Source organism: Streptococcus vicugnae (assembly GCF_016461705.1).
Classification (GTDB): domain Bacteria; phylum Bacillota; class Bacilli; order Lactobacillales; family Streptococcaceae; genus Streptococcus; species Streptococcus vicugnae.
On the sequence record NZ_JAEMHW010000003.1, the window covers coordinates 135,001 to 152,037 of the forward strand.

Below are 17,037 nucleotides of genomic sequence, written 5' to 3' on the forward strand. Positions count from 1 at the left end.
GCACTAGTGACTTTCTTTCTCAGGTGCTTGATTTTCTTTTTTAGGAAGGTAAAAAGTATAATGAAACTCTTCTTTGCTCTCTAATGTCACTGTTTCTACTAAAACGTCATCTTTGTGTTGGTAGGTAACAAGTCCTTTATCAAATTGGTATTGTCCAGAGTCATCTTTTACCAAATCTTTACTGATTTCTGCCATTAAATAAGCTTGAGCAGATTTTATCTGAGCTTGATGTTGGCGCTCGCTTGCAACCACGCGCCCCAAATAAAACTGCAACAACAAAGCAAAAATCGCCGCCATCAATAAAGCATACAATAAAATGCCTGCTTTAACTTCTTTTTTCAAAAGTGTAAACAAAACATCTCTCCACATCTTTGCCCAATTGCAATTTAATCATCACCTTATTGTCATCCTGAGTTACACTGGATGACGTCACTCCAAAAAGCATGGGTTGGTAGCCCTGACCAGAAGCATTTGTCTTTCTAAAGTCATCTGCCTTAGATAAGCCATAAGCTAACTGTTGACCAGCTTTATTAACATAAAGCTTATTGTCAGCGACTTTATCTAACTGACATTCCTCAAGTTCTGAACGTAACTGCTGAGAAAAGAGCAACCATTTATCTTCCTCGTTAACAGACAAATAGTGAACGTTACTTGAAATCGACTGAGTTAAACCTTTATAGACCAGTATTGATCCTGAAATGACCAGCAGGGCAACTAAGCTTTCTAAAAGGGTAAAAGCTTTTAGTCTAGTTTTTCTTGACATATAAAACCTCATTTTGACCGTCAAAAACATGAATCTCACCATCATGTTTAACAATTTCAACATCGACACCATTTATTACCAAGTGATTTTGTCCTGTTTGAACTGCCATCGTTGCCACATTTAACACTTCTTGTTGGTGTAGGCTTTCTTGCATACGTTGACGACTATGATCCATCTCCCCCAAAACAAGACTAGTAATCGTTGCTAACAAGGCTAAAGATACCAATCCTTCAAGGAGTATGTAGGCTTTTAGTTTCTGTTTTTTTATAGTTACCACTTCCTATGTACAATTGATAATCAACTTCTTGAGTTTCAGTATAAAACTGTAGTTTTGCTAAAGATGAATTGCCCCCAGATTTATCAAAAACAACCTGATAATTTTTGGCTACAGACACTGTTTGAGGTAAAGTAACACTAGTCATCCCATTTGAAATGCCATCTTGTGATATTTGCAAGGTTTGACTTTCCTGCTTCATACTGGCCAATTTTTGTGTATCGCGGTAGCAATTTTCAAAAGAGAGGAAAAATAGCTTTTCCTCAACAGACTGAAAAATGCCGTTAACCGAATGAGAAAACATGATGACTATAAAACAAGAAACCATTAAGGTCAGCAAACTTTCAATAAGGGTAAAAGCTGCTAGCGTCTTACTTCTTAGCTTCATTGTAAGTTTTGGCTTGTTCTTTTGTAATATAGCCAACTTCTACCAAGTCATCTACACTAGCTTTATCTCCAGTTTTAACCTCATAAAGATCCATCTGACTCTCAACAACCTTAACAACAGCAGCATCCCCTTTTTCATGCACGACCTCTTTTTGCTTACTCAAGTTCGGCACAAATAACAACATCAAGACACCAATGATTAGCAGGACAATCAACATCTCCACAAGTGTGAAAGCTTCCACAGACTTTTTACGTAGTTTTTTCCAAATTTTTTTCATTAAAAATTTCCTCCCATATTTTGATACATTGGCAAAAGCATTGCCACATAAATTAAAACGATGATTAAAGCAACAAAAACAAAAACCAAAGGTTGAATCAATTGTGTCGCTTGTGTTAATTGGCTAAAGAAATTCTGCCAAGTGTCCTCTGCGTAAATATCCAGTTCACGCCCTAATTTTGATTTGACTTCACCGTACTCAATCATCAAGCTAAGTTCACGCAAGAAAAAAGGATAATCTAGAACCTTTTGATGAAAAGATTGCCCAGCAAGCAAAGCTTCTTGCATGTCCTTTCCAATTTCTTGAAAAAGACGGGATTTTTGTCTTTGCATAAGTTCAACAATCTCCATTAATTCAACTCCTTGTCCAATCAGATTTCCCCATTCACGCGCATAATAAGCCGTCAAATATAATCGAACAAAGCGTCCCAAAATCGGAAGACGGCTTAGCTGACTATAAAGGTAAATCGGTGATAGACGCTTTGCGTACAAAAATCCTAAAAAACTTCCTAAGCCTAGTAAGGCAAAACCACCCAAAAAAATCATAGGAAAATGGCTAATAATCTGAGTGGCAATATTTTGATTTTCTAGCTGTGGCAGCAAATAATTTTTCAAGCCCAGCATAATCAGGATTAAAAAACTAAGTAAAATGAGTGGGTAAGTCGCCACTTCAATCAATTTCTTTCGAATAACTGACATACTGGCCAAGTAGCCATCAATTTTTAACAAACTCTGCTGACAATTACCGTGAACATCCGCAAGAGCAATCTGGGTTACAATCGTATCGGAAAAACCTAGTTTTGCCATCATATCCGCCAAGCTCTCACCACTTAACAAAGATTCCTGCATGGTATCCACATAAACTTCTGCTAATAGTTGACTTCGTCTTAAAAAAGAAACAATTTCAGTTAAGTTAAAGCCACTGTTAAATAAATTATTAAATAATTGAATAACCTTCTGCTGTTTTTTAAAAGGTAATTTTTTCGATTTTCGCTTGCTCAGCACTGATATGTCCGTCTCTAGCAAGGCTTTCAATTTGCTCATTCCACCTTTTTGGTGAGTAATGTTCAAAATCTCCTTTGGCAAAATCAACTACACCTCCACCGCCAATTAACCGCTGATAAATAATAGCTCGTAAGCTATTTTCTAGCTCCTGCCTACTAACTCCTAATTCTAATAATCTTGCATAGACACCCGGGATACTCTTAGCATGAATCGTTGAAAAGACCAAAACTCCCGTTAAGCTTGCTCTAATAACCGCACGTGCCGTCTCACTATCTCGAATCTCACCTATAATCAAAATATCTGGTCTATGACGGAGCGAAAGTTTAATCAGATTATCGTAAGTCATACCAATCTCATCATTAAGTTGTAACTGCAACATGTTATCTTGCTTAATCTCAACAGGATCTTCTATTGTAATGACTTGTTTATCCGGAAATTTTTCCCGAACCAATTGATACATGAGAGTAGTTTTCCCACTCCCTACTGGCCCGGAAAAAAGATAAAGTCCCCTACTATCAATCGCTTCTAAAATATTTCTAGCTCCATCAAACCAATATTGCAAATCATGGCGACCTGAATAAAGAAGTCTAATGACCAGGCTCTCATGCCCACGATAATCACCAACCGTAGACAAGCGCAATGAAATTTCCTCATCATCAGCAAATAAATAATCACAAGAACCTAGCTGACTACGGCGTTTCTCACCAACATTCATCCCCGATACAAATTTAAAATGACTAATCAACCCCGTCATCTCATCAATAGCTGCTTCTTGGATAAATTGACGTTCATCTCCGATACGCTGATAAATTTCATAATGATTGGCTTTAGGAACAATATAAATATCTTGTGCATTCTTTTCAACAGCATCTCTAATAAGCTGCTTTGCCTTTTCCTGAATCATTTTAACCTCCTCAAATCTTATATTCGTAAAAAATTTTGGTAAAAAGAAAAAACCATGGAAAAATTCCATGGTTAAGGTTTAAATTTGCAATTTCGAGGCCTGGGACTAGGTTCGTCATTTCGAACATTAAAATGATAAGCAAAATGTTCTTCAGTCAATTCTTGCCCATCCTTTAAGATTAAAAGGGAATGATACTGTTGCAGATAGTCACCACAATTTTCACACCAACGTTTTTCTGATTGATCCCAGAAAGCAGCTTGAAAATTATCATGACACTTACAACTTGGCAGGTTCATTCTCAACGACTGCCATTCTGATTTATAAAATGACACAGCTTCTTCAAAGTATTCAAAAACTTGTTCTTCGATGATATCATCCTGCCAGTCATCCAAGAACCACCAGGGTTCCCAGTCCCCATACATTTTGATTACTTGATACATTTTTTCACTTCCTTATGGCCTTTATTATATAAAAATTAAAAGGATTTTAAAAAGGATTTGCTTATTTATAACCATTATCATCTGTTTAGCTCTAATAATTAGCACCGAAAAAGCCTAGGAAATCATCCTAGGCTTTTTCATTTATTAACTCAAAATGTGAAATCAGATTATTCAGCGTCTGTTGATACAGTTGCTTCAACTGTTTCAGCATCTTCACTTGTTTCAAGTTCATTAACAGCTTGTGGTTCAAGGTTACGGTAACGAGCCATACCTGTACCAGCTGGAATGATTTTACCGATGATAACATTTTCTTTAAGACCAAGAAGGTGATCTTTCTTACCACGGATAGCAGCATCTGTAAGAACACGAGTTGTTTCTTGGAATGATGCAGCTGACAAGAATGAGTTAGTTTCAAGCGAAGCTTTAGTAATACCCATAAGTACTGGACGTGCAGTTGCAGGGATACCACCAGAGATAACAACATCTTTGTTAGCATCTGTGAAGTCTGCGATATCCATAAGTGTACCTGGAAGAAGATCTGTATCACCTGGATCCATGATACGTACTTTACGAAGCATTTGACGAACCATTACTTCGACGTGTTTATCACCGATTTCTACCCCTTGGCTACGGTATACTTTTTGTACTTCGGCAAGAAGGTAAGTTTCAACTGATAATGTATCACGAACTTCAAGGAGACGTTTAGGTTGGATAGAACCTTCAGTAAGTGGGGCACCACGGTGTACTTCATCACCAACAGCAACTTTCATGCGGGCAGTGAATGGTACCACGTATTCACCCATACCAGTTTTACCTTGAACGTAAACTTTCTTAGTACGTGTAGAAGCATCTTCTTCGATGTCAACAACTGTACCTTTAACTTCAGTGATAACTGCTTCCCCTTTAGGGTTACGAGCTTCAAAGATTTCTTGGATACGAGGAAGACCTTGTGTGATATCGGTATTTGACGCAACACCACCCGTGTGGAAGGTACGCATTGTAAGCTGAGTACCAGGTTCACCGATAGATTGAGCGGCAATTGTACCAACTGCTTCACCAACTTCAACCGCATCACCTGTAGCAAGGTTGACACCATAACAGTGACGACATACACCATGACGAGTGTTACATGTAAATACTGAACGGATTGTTACTTCTTCAACACCAGCTTTAACAATTTCAGCGGCCATATCTTCAGTAATCAATACGTCAGGGCCAACGATAACTTCACCGGTTTCAGGGTGTTTAACAGATTTCTTAGTATAACGACCAACAAGACGTTCTTCAAGAGTTTCTGTAACTTCTTTACCATCAGTGATTGCACGGATAACAAGACCACGGTCAGTTCCACAATCGTCTTCACGAATGATAACGTCTTGGGCAACGTCAACCAAACGACGAGTAAGGTAACCAGAGTCGGCAGTCTTAAGGGCTGTATCGGTCATACCTTTACGAGCACCGTGAGTTGAGAAGAACATTTCCAAAACAGACAAACCTTCACGGAAGTTAGACAAGATAGGCAATTCCATGATACGTCCGTTCGGAGCGGCCATCAAACCACGCATACCGGCAAGTTGTGAGAAGTTAGAGATGTTACCACGAGCTCCTGAGTCCATCATCATAACGATTGGGTTCTTAGGATCTTGTGTTTCAATCAGACGTTGTTCAAGTTCTTCTTTAGCTTCACGCCATGTTGTTGTAACAGCAACATAACGATCATCATCAGTCATCAAACCACGACGGAAGGCTTTGTTGATTTGTTCAACTTTGCTGTGAGCTGCATCGATAATTTCTTGTTTGTTATCGATAACTGGGATATCGGCGATACCCACTGTCAAACCAGCAAGAGTTGAATGGTAGTAACCAAGGTCTTTCAAGCGGTCAAGGAAGGCTGATGTTTCAGTTGTACGGAAACGTTTAAAGATTTCCGCAATGATGTTACCAAGATTTTTCTTCTTGAATGGAACGTTGATATCAAGACTATCAATAACAGTGTGGATATCTTGTCCAGGTGCCAAGAAGTATTTATCTGGAGTTTTTTCAGTTAAGTTAGCATTATTTGGTTCTTGAAGGTAAGGTAGATCATCAGGCATGATGTCGTTGAAGAGGATCTTACCAACAGTTGTAACCATGATTTTGTGTTTTTGTTCATCAGTCCATGGTTTGTTTGGCATGCTATCTACTGTAATACCAACACGTGTGTGCAAGTGAACATAACCGTTACGGTATGCCATTACTGCTTCATCACGGTCTTTGAAGACCATTCCTTCACCTTCACGACCTGGTTCTTCCATAGTAAGGTAGTAGTTACCAAGAACCATATCTTGAGATGGTGTTACGACTGGTTTACCATCTTTAGGGTTAAGGATGTGTTCTGCGGCAAGCATAAGAAGACGTGCTTCTGCTTGTGCTTCTTCAGAAAGAGGTACGTGGATGGCCATTTGGTCACCATCGAAGTCGGCATTGTAGGCTTCACAAACAAGTGGGTGAAGACGAAGTGCTTTACCATCGATAAGGACTGGTTCAAAGGCTTGAATCCCCAAACGGTGAAGAGTCGGTGCGCGGTTAAGAAGTACTGGGTGTTCTTTGATAACTTCTTCAAGAATATCCCAAATACGTTCATCTCCACGTTCAACCATACGTTTAGCTGCTTTAACGTTACCTGCGTAATCACGAGCAACGATTTCACGCATTACAAATGGTTTGAACAATTCGATAGCCATTTCACGTGGCACACCACATTGATACATTTTAAGTGTTGGACCTACGGCGATAACTGAACGTCCAGAGAAGTCAACACGTTTACCAAGCAAGTTTTGACGGAAACGACCTTGTTTACCTTTAAGCATGTGGCTCAAAGATTTAAGAGGACGGCTACCAGGACCTGTGATTGGACGACCACGACGACCGTTATCGATAAGAGCATCAACAGCTTCTTGCAACATACGTTTTTCGTTTTGTACGATGATACCAGGGGCATTCAATTCAAGCAAACGAGCCAAACGGTTATTACGGTTGATAACACGACGGTAAAGGTCGTTCAAGTCAGATGCAGCAAAACGTCCACCATCCAATTGAACCATTGGACGAAGATCTGGTGGAATAACTGGCAAGATGTTAAGTACCATCCATTCTGGTTTGTTACCAGATTTGTAGAAGGCATCAAGAACATCCAAACGACGAACTGCTTTGATACGTTTTTGACCAGTTGCTGTTTTCAATTCTTCTTTAAGTTCAGCGATTTCAGATTTCAAATCAACGCGTTTAAGAAGATCTTGGATAGCTTCAGCACCCATTTTAGCAACGAATGAACCTTGTCCATATTCTTGGATTTTTTCACGGTATTCGCGTTCTGTCAAAAGTGATTTTGGTTCAAGCGGAGTATCTTTTGGATCGATAACCACGTAAGCAGCGAAGTAGATAACTTCTTCAAGTGCACGTGGGCTCATGTCCAAAGTAAGTCCCATACGTGATGGAATACCTTTGAAGTACCAAATGTGTGATACTGGAGCTTTCAATTCGATGTGACCCATACGTTCACGACGAACTTTAGCACGTGTTACTTCAACACCACAGCGGTCACAAACAATTCCTTTATAACGAATACGTTTATATTTACCACAAGCACATTCCCAGTCTTTTGTAGGTCCAAAGATAACTTCATCAAAAAGACCTTCACGTTCTGGTTTGAGCGTACGATAGTTGATTGTTTCAGGTTTTTTAACTTCACCGTAAGACCATGAACGAACCTTACTTGGTGAGGCTAATGTGATTTGCATACTTTTAAAACGATTTACGTCAACCACTAGTTTTACCTTTCTTTATTGTACTTTTGAAAATAGCTGAGCTACTTCCTAACTGTCATGACTCACAAATATCAATCTGCAAGACATTATTTATCGTTATAGGACTCATCCAAACAATCCGACTAAGAGAAGCAAAATTTACTTGCAACTCTTATGCCCAAATTGTTCTTTCCTATTATTATTTTTCTTCTGCAGAAACTTCTGCTACTTCTGCTGATTCAGCTTCTTGTTTTTGACGAGCTTTTTCAAGATCATCAACGTGCATTACGTCGTCATCTTCACCTTCATCAAGGTCACGAAGTTCAACTTCGTTATCGTCTTCGTCAAGCACGCGCATATCAAGACCAAGTGATTGCAATTCTTTAACAAGAACTCGGAATGATTCTGGTACACCAGGTTTTGGAATTGGTTTACCTTTAGTGATGGCTTCATAAGCTTTAAGACGTCCAGTCACGTCATCTGATTTGTAAGTCAAGATTTCTTGAAGAACATTAGATGCACCGTAAGCTTCCAAAGCCCAAACTTCCATTTCACCGAAACGTTGTCCACCAAATTGTGCTTTACCACCAAGAGGTTGTTGTGTAACAAGTGAGTATGGACCAACTGAACGAGCGTGAAGTTTATCATCAACCATGTGGTGAAGTTTGATCATGTACATGACACCAACTGACACACGGTTATCAAATGGTTCACCTGTACGTCCATCGTAAAGAACTGTCTTAGCATCACTATCCATACCTGCTTCACGAACAGTATCCCAAAGGTCTTCTGAAGTTGCTCCATCGAAGACTGGTGTTGCGATGTGAATACCAAGATTACGAGCAGCCATACCAAGGTGAAGTTCCATAACTTGTCCGATGTTCATACGAGAAGGCACCCCAAGTGGGTTCAACATGATATCGACTGGAGTTCCGTCTGGAAGGTAAGGCATGTCTTCAACTGGAACAACACGTGATACAACCCCTTTGTTACCGTGACGACCGGCCATTTTATCTCCGACTTTGATTTTACGTTTTTGTGCGATGTAAACACGAACGAGCATGTTAACACCTGATTGCAATTCATCACCGTTAGCACGTGTAAAGATTTTAACGTCACGAACGACACCATCTCCACCGTGTGGTACACGAAGTGATGTATCACGAACTTCACGTGATTTATCACCGAAGATTGCATGAAGAAGACGTTCTTCAGCAGAAAGGTCTTTTTCACCTTTAGGTGTTACTTTACCTACAAGGATGTCACCTTCTTTAACTTCAGCACCAATACGGATGATACCCATTTCGTCAAGGTCTTTAAGAGCTTCTTCACCTACGTTTGGAATTTCGCGAGTGATTTCCTCAGGGCCTAACTTAGTATCACGTGTTTCTGATTCAAATTCTTCCAAGTGAACTGATGTATAAACATCTTCTTTAACAAGACGTTCACTCAAAATGATGGCATCTTCATAGTTATAACCATCCCAAGTCATGTAAGCGACGATTGGGTTTTGACCAAGGGCCATTTCACCTTTTTCCATTGAAGGACCATCAGCGATGAAGTCACCTTTTTCAACGATATCACCAACTTTAACAAGTGTGTGTTGGTTATAAGCTGTACCTGAGTTTGAACGACGGAATTTAGTGATGTGGTAAACATCAAGTGAACCATCTTCACGACGAACTTCAACTTTTTCAGCATCTGAGAAAACAACGCGTCCATCGTGTTTAGCGATAACGGCAGCACCTGAATCGTGGGCTGCTTGATATTCCATACCAGTACCAACATATGGTGCGTGTGGATCAATCAATGGCACCGCTTGACGTTGCATGTTAGCACCCATAAGGGCACGGTTAGAGTCATCGTTTTCAAGGAAAGGAATACATGCTGTCGCAACGGCAACTACTTGTTTAGGTGAAACATCTACGAAGTCAACGATGTTTGATGGGAACTCTTGGTTATTACCTTGGTGACGTCCCATAACGATATCTTCAGCAAATGTACCATCTTCGTTAAGTTTTGAGTTAGCCTGTGCTACTGTGTATTCATCTTCTTCATCGGCAGTCAACCAAACGATTTCATTTGTAACCACACCTGTAGCGCGGTCAACTTTACGATATGGTGTTTGGATGAAACCATATTTGTTAAGGTGCCCGTATGTTGACAAGTTATTAATCAAACCGATGTTAGGTCCTTCAGGAGTTTCAATCGGACACATACGACCATAGTGAGTGTAATGCACGTCACGAACTTCATAACCAGCACGGTCACGAGTCAAACCACCAGGTCCTAAGGCTGACAAACGACGTTTGTGAGACAATTCAGAAAGTGGGTTGTGTTGGTCCATGAACTGTGACAATTGAGAAGAACCGAAGAATTCTTTAACTGCAGCAGTTACAGGACGGATGTTGATGATTTGTTGTGGTGTCAACACTTCATTATCTTGAACTGACATACGTTCGCGAACGTTACGTTCCATACGTGCAAGACCAATACGGAATTGGTTAGCAAGCAATTCACCAACGGCACGAATACGACGGTTACCAAGGTGGTCGATATCATCAACTTTACCTAGACCTTCAGCAAGGTTAAGGAAGTATGACATTTCAGCCAAGATATCAGCTGGTGTAAGAGCACGTGCTTTATCATCTGGATTTGCGTTACCAACGATTGTAACAACACGGTCTGGATCGATTGGTGACACAACTTTGAATTTTTGAAGAACAACAGGTTCAGTGACAACAGCGTAATCGTTTGGTGTGTAAACAAATTTGTTAAGGTCACCATCCAATTGATCAGCAATTGAATCGATAACATCACGTGTCATTACTGTACCAGCTTCAACAAGGATTTCACCAGTTTCAGCATCCACCAAGTTTTCAGCAATTGTTTGGTTCAAGAGACGAGTCTTGATGTTAAGTTTTTTGTTGATTTTGTAACGACCAACAGCTGCCAAGTCATAACGACGTGGATCAAAGAAACGAGCTACAAGCAAGCTACGTGAGCTATCAGCTGTTTTTGGTTCACCTGGACGAAGGCGTTCATAAATTTCTTTAAGAGCTTCGTCAGTACGTGAGTCTGCTGGGTTTTTGTGAATATCTTTTTCGATAGTGTTACTAACAAGTTCGCTGTCACCAAAGATATCCATGATTTCATCATCACCTGAGAAACCAAGAGCACGTACAAGTGTTGTAAATGGAATTTTACGTGTACGGTCAATACGTGTGTAAGCAATGTCTTTTGAATCTGTTTCTAATTCAAGCCAAGCTCCACGGTTAGGGATTACAGTTGAACCATAACCAACTTTACCGTTTTTATCAACTTTATCGTTGAAATAAACACCAGGAGAACGAACCAACTGAGAAACGATAATACGTTCACCACCATTGATGATGAATGTACCCATTTCAGTCATAATTGGGAAATCACCGAAGAAAACTTCTTGAGTTTTGATTTCTCCTGTTTCTTTGTTAATCAAACGGAAGGTTACAAAAATAGGTGCTGAGTAAGATGCATCGTGGATACGAGCTTCTTCAAGCGTATACTTAGGCTCTTTCAATTCGTAACCAACAAATTCAAGCTCCATAGTATCCGTAAAGTTTGTAATCGGAAGTACATCTTCAAAAACTTCTCTCAATCCGTTATCCAAGAAGTCTTTAAAAGAATCCGTTTGAATTTCAATCAAGTTAGGTAAATCAAGAACTTCCTTGATTCTTGAAAAGCTACGACGTGTACGGTGTTTCCCGTACTGAACTTCATGTCCTGCCAAGTTTTTTACTCCTTCATTAAAATACAGAGGTCTATAAAATCCATCATAACCACAATTCTCTTCATGCGATGAGAACAATCATTACATTTTCATTTTGACCTTTATAGTTAGGATGCTTATTAAACACCCTGCCAAGTGTGTCGCTGATGTGAATTTTTAGAATCTTTAAATATAGGTTACAAACCGCATTTTTTCTAAAATTAGGCACAAAAAGAGCAGCTAAATCTGACCATAAAAAGTGTGATTTAACTGCTGCAAACCTTAGTTGGACAATATTTCAACTAAAGCAGACGACAAATAGTTATTAATATTATACCTTATTTTTTCAATTTTTGCAAGTATTTTTAATTGCTGCTATTGGTTTTAATCGAAGGATTATGAAGCAAGGCATCCCATGCTTTTGTATAGTCACTATCCGTTCCTCCAATAGCAAATTTATAGGTCATATTACCAGCACCATTCTTAGCCCAGTAGCTTGTTGTAGTCTCACCACTTACATTAAGCGAGCGACCGTTAACCGTTACTGTACCAGGCTGTAAACCTGTTGCTTTTAGAACTGTTGACTTAATAACATTTGAAGATAGATTGTATTTATTTGTTCCAAACGTATTAGAATTAGCATTATAAATACTATTCACCAAATCAGCCATATATTGAGCATTGTATTTGTATCCGGCCATCGGATTTAACGAAGTATTATCATCATTACCTGCCCAGCCACCAAGTGTCACTTTTGGTGTTGAGAGCATCAACCAAACATCAGTATAATTGTCGGTTGTCCCTGTTTTTCCTGACCAATCCGCTTGCGCTGCTTGACCATTCAAACCTTGTAAATCTTTGTAAAACTCGGTTGTTGCACCGCCCTTAACAACATCTTTCAGAAGCTGATTCAAAATGCTAGCTGTTGATTCTGAGAAGACACGTACTGGATTTGCCTTATGTTGGTAAATGACATTACCTTTACTGTCAGTAATGCTATCGACCATATAACCTTTTTGATAAACACCACCATTTGAAATCATCTGATAAGCATTTACTTGTTGGAGAACAGTTGTCTCAATCCCCCCACCTAAAGGCAAACTTTCAATCGCGTAATTATCAACGCTATAATTCATCTTCTTCATGTAAGACTCAACATCAACATTATGATTGAGCAACATTTGATAAGTCCAATAGGCTGGAATATTCCATGACACATTAAGTGCTTCTTGAAGATTAATCATGCCTGTTCCGACATCATTACCGTGCATAATCGGTTGACCGCTTGAGAAATTCGTTGGGTAATTAGAAAGAATACTTGCGCTACCAAGGAGCCCTTGATCAATGGCAATACCGTAAGCGATAATCGGTTTGATACTTGAACCTGGTGAGCGCGCAGTATCAAAAGCGTGGTTATTTTGGTTGGTTGAATAATCCCTGCCACCAATAAATCCTAAAATCGCACCAGTAGAATTATCCATCAAGATATTCCCAACATCGACCTGTTGAGAACTTCCTTGATCAAGCGTACCACCATACTGTGCTACAGCATTTTGCATCGCATTGTAGACATTCTTATCAATCGTTGTCTTAACCGTGTAACCACCCTGTTGCAAGGTTTCTGAGGCTAACTTACGGTAAGATTCTTTAGTAGCATCATTTTTTAATTCTTGTTCAGAAACACCATTTTTCTCAATTAAGTAGTTATACATAATCTCTTGTGCTTCTTCTAGGACAGAATAGTAAAGGAAATCATGAAAGCTTGTAGTTGCAGATGCTGGTTGAATAAAATCTTGGCTAATATCATAAGACTTATACTCGTTGTACTCATCTTTAGTTAAATAGCCCGAACGATACATGTTGTAAAGTACATCTTGCTGACGCGAAATACCATAAGTCATATTCTCAGCATCTTTTAGCTGACCAGCTGCTGTATATGGAGAATAAACAATCGGACTTTGAGGCAAACCAGCTAAAAATGCTGCTTGCGGAATGGTTAAATCACTTGCAGACACCCCAAAAATACCTTGCGCCGCTTCTTCAATTCCGGCAATATTTTCACCCTTATTGTTACGTCCAAAAGGTGACACATTCAGGTAATCGGTCAAAATCTCATCTTTATTCAAATAACGTTCTAATGCCAAAGCATAGATAATTTCACGTGACTTACGCTTAAAGGTTGGATCATCACCTAAAACCTGTTGCTTGATTAACTGTTGAGTCAATGTTGACCCACCGCTAGTTTCGCCTAAACCAAGAACAGATCCCAAAGTCGCACGGAAAACCGCCTTAGGAACCACACCATCATGCCCTTCAAAATTTTCATCCTCAGTTGCCACAATGGCATGTTTAACATTTTCTGAGATAGCTTCACTAGCAACTGGAGTACGTAACAAATCCGTATCAATAGCAGCAATCGAACTACCATCAGAATAAGACATCTGTGACACACGCGTCAAAGAAGTTACCTGACTAACTAGGCTCTCCTTATCAGGAATCTTAACCGCATCTATCTGACTAGCAAGATAACCAAAAGCTAGACCGACTCCCAACATGCCAAACAATATGACAATAATATAAAAAAAGTCGGTTAATAACTTAACTGTCCTCAAAAAGACTGATCCAAAATCTAGTAAGCCAAGCTTCTGACGATCTGCTTTTTTCTTATTTTTATTTCTCTTACTCATTCTAATACCTCGATAATATTATACCAAACTTTGATAAAGCTTGCATAGAGGCACCGCTTTTTGATATAATAGCCTGTAAACTACATTATATCATTGGGGGAGATTTAGCTTAGCTAGAAATCACAATCACCCCAAAATTTTAAGTAAGGAGAAAGCTCGTGAACATATTCGAAGAACTCAAAGAACGTGGCTTAGTTTTTCAAACAACTGATGAAGAAGCCCTTGTCAAAGCATTAACAGAAGGGCAAGTATCCTATTATACTGGTTATGATCCTACAGCTGATAGCTTGCACCTTGGTCACTTGGTTGCTATTTTAACATCACGTCGCCTTCAATTGGCAGGACACAAACCATATGCTCTTGTTGGAGGAGCTACAGGACTTATTGGTGACCCATCATTTAAAGACGCTGAACGTAGTCTTCAAACTAAAGAAACTGTTGATGGTTGGGTAACTAAAATTCAAAATCAATTGTCACGTTTCCTTGATTTCGAAAATGGTGACAACAAAGCTGTCATGGTAAATAACTATGACTGGTTTGGTAATGTCAGCTTCATCGACTTCCTACGTGATGTCGGAAAATACTTTACTGTCAATGCTATGATGAGTAAAGAATCAGTTAAAAAACGTATTGAAACAGGTATCTCATATACTGAATTTGCCTACCAAATCATGCAAGGTTACGATTTCTACGAATTGAATGATAAATACAACGTTACTTTGCAAATTGGTGGTTCTGACCAATGGGGAAATATGACTGCTGGTACAGAACTTCTTCGTCGTAAAGCAGATAAGACTGGTCACGTTATGACAGTGCCACTTATCACTGATGCTACAGGTAAAAAATTCGGTAAATCTGAAGGAAATGCTGTTTGGCTTGATGCTGACAAAACATCTCCATACGAAATGTACCAATTCTGGCTCAACGTCATGGACGACGATGCTGTTCGCTTCTTGAAAATCTTCACATTCCTTTCACTAGATGAAATCGCTGAAATCGAAAAAGAATTTAACGCTGCACGTCACGAACGTTTGGCACAAAAAGTCCTAGCACGTGAAGTTGTCACACTTGTTCACGGTGAAGAAGCTTACAAAGAAGCTCTTAAAATCACTGAACAACTTTTCGCTGGAAACATCAAGAGCCTTTCAGCAAAAGAATTAAAACAAGGTCTAAACAACGTTCCTAACTACGCTGTTTCAGACGATGATAACCGCAACATCGTTGAAATGCTTGTTGTTGCTAAAATCTCACCATCAAAACGTCAAGCACGTGAAGACGTTCAAAATGGTGCTATCTACATCAACGGTGAACGTGTTCAAGATTTAGATTACACACTTTCTGATGACGATAAAATTGATAACGAACTTACTGTTATCCGTCGTGGTAAGAAAAAATACTTCGTACTGGACTTTAGCTAATCATATACTAGCATAGAACCCTTGGAACGCTGATATTATAGGATTTCTAAAAAAATCTATCTCCTTACATTTTTACTTATTTTTATCAAAAGTCCACAAAAAGGGGAGTAAATTTTAACGAGTTCAGCAGGCAAGAAACTAGCACCTTAACGGGTGCTTTTTTAGTTTGCCCATGGTATAATATAGTTGTTCTTGATAAACTTATTTGATAATTTTTTAGATACTGATAAACTAAATTCGTTCATGTATCACACTTTCTGATTTTGGAGCTTTGCAACTAGCAAGGCTCTTTTTTTGCTCCTAGGTACGTTCTACAGGCGTTAAATCAAACTTTAATACTGGTCTGGTATAATTACCCTCGGAAAGTCTTAATGATTGCTGTAGGCTATTAAGAATGTTGTCTGTGAGGTTTAAAATTGATTGTGGCGCGTGAGTTGCTCCGAAGTAAACACTAACAGTTCACCATTTTTATAATGTTTGGCAAACTCAATAACCCCACGCTCTAATTTCAGATAAAAATTAGTCTCTGACATCATCAGTTCACCATAGATAATATAATCTTCCTTATTGTGCCATTTACAATACTTCTCAATAAGGATTTGCCTTAAATGTTGCTTATCAATGCTATTGATAGCTTCTGTAATTGCCCGTAGTTCCTTAAAGGCTTGTAATTGCCTTTCCACTTTGATATTTAACTCTACCATTTTAAGCTCAAATAGGTAGTTATCTGTTATTTTGGGTATAAGTTCTTCTCCAGCCATACGGGAATAACGTCGATACAATTTTAAAACCTCATAAGTATTTTTCTTTGTCAGTTTCTTATCTATTTCCATTATCTGCCTCCTGTGCTATAATGTAGTCAAAGAGGTAGAAGGTCGAGCACCTATTGGAGCGCGGTCGTCTATCTCTTTGTTTTGTGCTATAATACAAGTCGGTAGAACCTTTCTAACGCCCCTTGAAACAGACTTGTCTGCGGTAGGCGGTGGGACGGTTCTACCTTTTTGTGTTATAATATATGCATTGGCACAAAGCCAAAATAAATATAGAAAATGTTATGATATAGTAACGTTAACATATTTACGAGGGCTTGCGTGGCAGGGCTTTTTCTTTCGGACTGTGGTTTATCCATGGTCTTTTTTTGATACCTAAAAACTGAGTTAATCATATTGTTAGCTACCTAATAAATAGCATAATAACAAAACTCAATGCAAGTGATGACACCCCTTAAAAATCTCAAAAAATGGCGCGTGATACAAGCAAACGCCTTGTGGTGGCTCTCCTTGTCTCAAAATAGGGGGCGGGGGTTAATTTAAACACTCGGATAATATAATTATACCCCAATCGCTTAA

The 17,037-nt window shown here is 39.1% G+C and carries 13 protein-coding genes; 1 reads left to right on the plus strand and 12 read right to left on the minus strand.

All coding sequences use genetic code 11. The features are described 5' to 3' along the window. Positions 1–3 precede the first annotated feature (3 nt). From comGG to pbp1b, 11 genes are all read right to left on the minus strand, one after another. Positions 4–342, minus strand: coding sequence for a competence type IV pilus minor pilin ComGG (comGG, locus tag JG537_RS07600; RefSeq protein ID WP_425507483.1), 339 nt, complete (start codon positions 340–342; stop codon positions 4–6). Continuing rightward, a complete protein-coding gene (comGF, locus tag JG537_RS07605; protein WP_132869475.1) occupies positions 326–763 on the minus strand; it encodes a competence type IV pilus minor pilin ComGF in 438 nt (145 codons plus the stop codon). Before comGF ends, comGG begins: the two co-directional genes overlap by 17 nt. Beyond that, positions 747–1,040, minus strand: coding sequence for a competence type IV pilus minor pilin ComGE (gene comGE, locus JG537_RS07610; RefSeq protein WP_199544710.1), 294 nt, complete (start codon positions 1,038–1,040; stop codon positions 747–749). Before comGE ends, comGF begins: the two co-directional genes overlap by 17 nt. Then, positions 994–1,425, minus strand: coding sequence for a competence type IV pilus minor pilin ComGD (gene comGD, locus JG537_RS07615; protein WP_199544748.1), 432 nt, complete (start codon positions 1,423–1,425; stop codon positions 994–996). The genes comGE and comGD overlap by 47 nt, the downstream gene beginning before the upstream one ends. After that, the gene (gene comGC, locus JG537_RS07620; RefSeq protein ID WP_132869474.1) at positions 1,409–1,702 is read right to left on the minus strand and encodes a competence type IV pilus major pilin ComGC; all 294 of its coding nucleotides are present in this window, start codon (positions 1,700–1,702) and stop codon (positions 1,409–1,411) included. Before comGC ends, comGD begins: the two co-directional genes overlap by 17 nt. Continuing rightward, positions 1,702–2,745, minus strand: a complete 1,044-nt coding sequence (comGB, locus tag JG537_RS07625; RefSeq protein WP_199544712.1) for a competence type IV pilus assembly protein ComGB — start codon at positions 2,743–2,745, stop codon at positions 1,702–1,704. The genes comGC and comGB overlap by 1 nt, the downstream gene beginning before the upstream one ends. After that, complete coding sequence (gene comGA / locus JG537_RS07630; RefSeq protein WP_199544715.1) at positions 2,669–3,610, minus strand: competence type IV pilus ATPase ComGA; 942 nt, start codon at positions 3,608–3,610, stop codon at positions 2,669–2,671. Before comGA ends, comGB begins: the two co-directional genes overlap by 77 nt. Positions 3,611–3,681: 71 nt before the next feature. After that, complete coding sequence (locus tag JG537_RS07635; RefSeq protein ID WP_199544716.1) at positions 3,682–4,050, minus strand: DUF1033 family protein; 369 nt, start codon at positions 4,048–4,050, stop codon at positions 3,682–3,684. Between the two features lie 167 nt (positions 4,051–4,217). After that, a complete protein-coding gene (gene rpoC, locus JG537_RS07640) occupies positions 4,218–7,856 on the minus strand; it encodes a DNA-directed RNA polymerase subunit beta' (RefSeq protein WP_199544718.1) in 3,639 nt (1,212 codons plus the stop codon). A 178-nt stretch (positions 7,857–8,034) separates the two neighbouring features. After that, entirely contained in the window at positions 8,035–11,604 is a 3,570-nt protein-coding gene (rpoB, locus tag JG537_RS07645) for a DNA-directed RNA polymerase subunit beta (RefSeq protein WP_132869236.1), read from the minus strand. Between the two features lie 344 nt (positions 11,605–11,948). Continuing rightward, positions 11,949–14,270, minus strand: coding sequence for a penicillin-binding protein PBP1B (gene pbp1b, locus JG537_RS07650; protein ID WP_199544720.1), 2,322 nt, complete (start codon positions 14,268–14,270; stop codon positions 11,949–11,951). A gap of 158 nt (positions 14,271–14,428) precedes the next feature. Between pbp1b and tyrS the strand changes: the two genes are divergently transcribed. Next, the gene (gene tyrS, locus JG537_RS07655) at positions 14,429–15,688 is read left to right on the plus strand and encodes a tyrosine--tRNA ligase (RefSeq protein WP_132869888.1); all 1,260 of its coding nucleotides are present in this window, start codon (positions 14,429–14,431) and stop codon (positions 15,686–15,688) included. Positions 15,689–16,098: 410 nt separating this feature from the next. On the opposite strand, the gene JG537_RS07660 is transcribed toward tyrS, so the two are convergent. Continuing rightward, positions 16,099–16,521 (minus strand): ArpU family phage packaging/lysis transcriptional regulator, encoded by a 423-nt coding sequence (locus tag JG537_RS07660; protein ID WP_199544722.1) that lies wholly within the window; start codon positions 16,519–16,521, stop codon positions 16,099–16,101. Between the last annotated feature and the right edge of the window lie 516 nt (positions 16,522–17,037).

Bases quoted from the DNA above. Each gene is read 5' to 3' on its own strand.
- JG537_RS07635 (WP_199544716.1), bottom strand. From the start codon at position 4,050: ATGTATCAAGTAATCAAAATGTATGGGGACTGGGAACCCTGGTGGTTC.
- comGA (WP_199544715.1), bottom strand. From the start codon at position 3,610: ATGATTCAGGAAAAGGCAAAGCAGCTTATTAGAGATGCTGTTGAAAAG.
- pbp1b (WP_199544720.1), bottom strand. From the start codon at position 14,270: ATGAGTAAGAGAAATAAAAATAAGAAAAAAGCAGATCGTCAGAAGCTT.
- comGD (WP_199544748.1), bottom strand. From the start codon at position 1,425: ATGAAGCTAAGAAGTAAGACGCTAGCAGCTTTTACCCTTATTGAAAGT.
- comGF (WP_132869475.1), bottom strand. From the start codon at position 763: ATGTCAAGAAAAACTAGACTAAAAGCTTTTACCCTTTTAGAAAGCTTA.
- comGB (WP_199544712.1), bottom strand. From the start codon at position 2,745: ATGAGCAAATTGAAAGCCTTGCTAGAGACGGACATATCAGTGCTGAGC.
- comGC (WP_132869474.1), bottom strand. From the start codon at position 1,702: ATGAAAAAAATTTGGAAAAAACTACGTAAAAAGTCTGTGGAAGCTTTC.
- JG537_RS07660 (WP_199544722.1), bottom strand. From the start codon at position 16,521: ATGGAAATAGATAAGAAACTGACAAAGAAAAATACTTATGAGGTTTTA.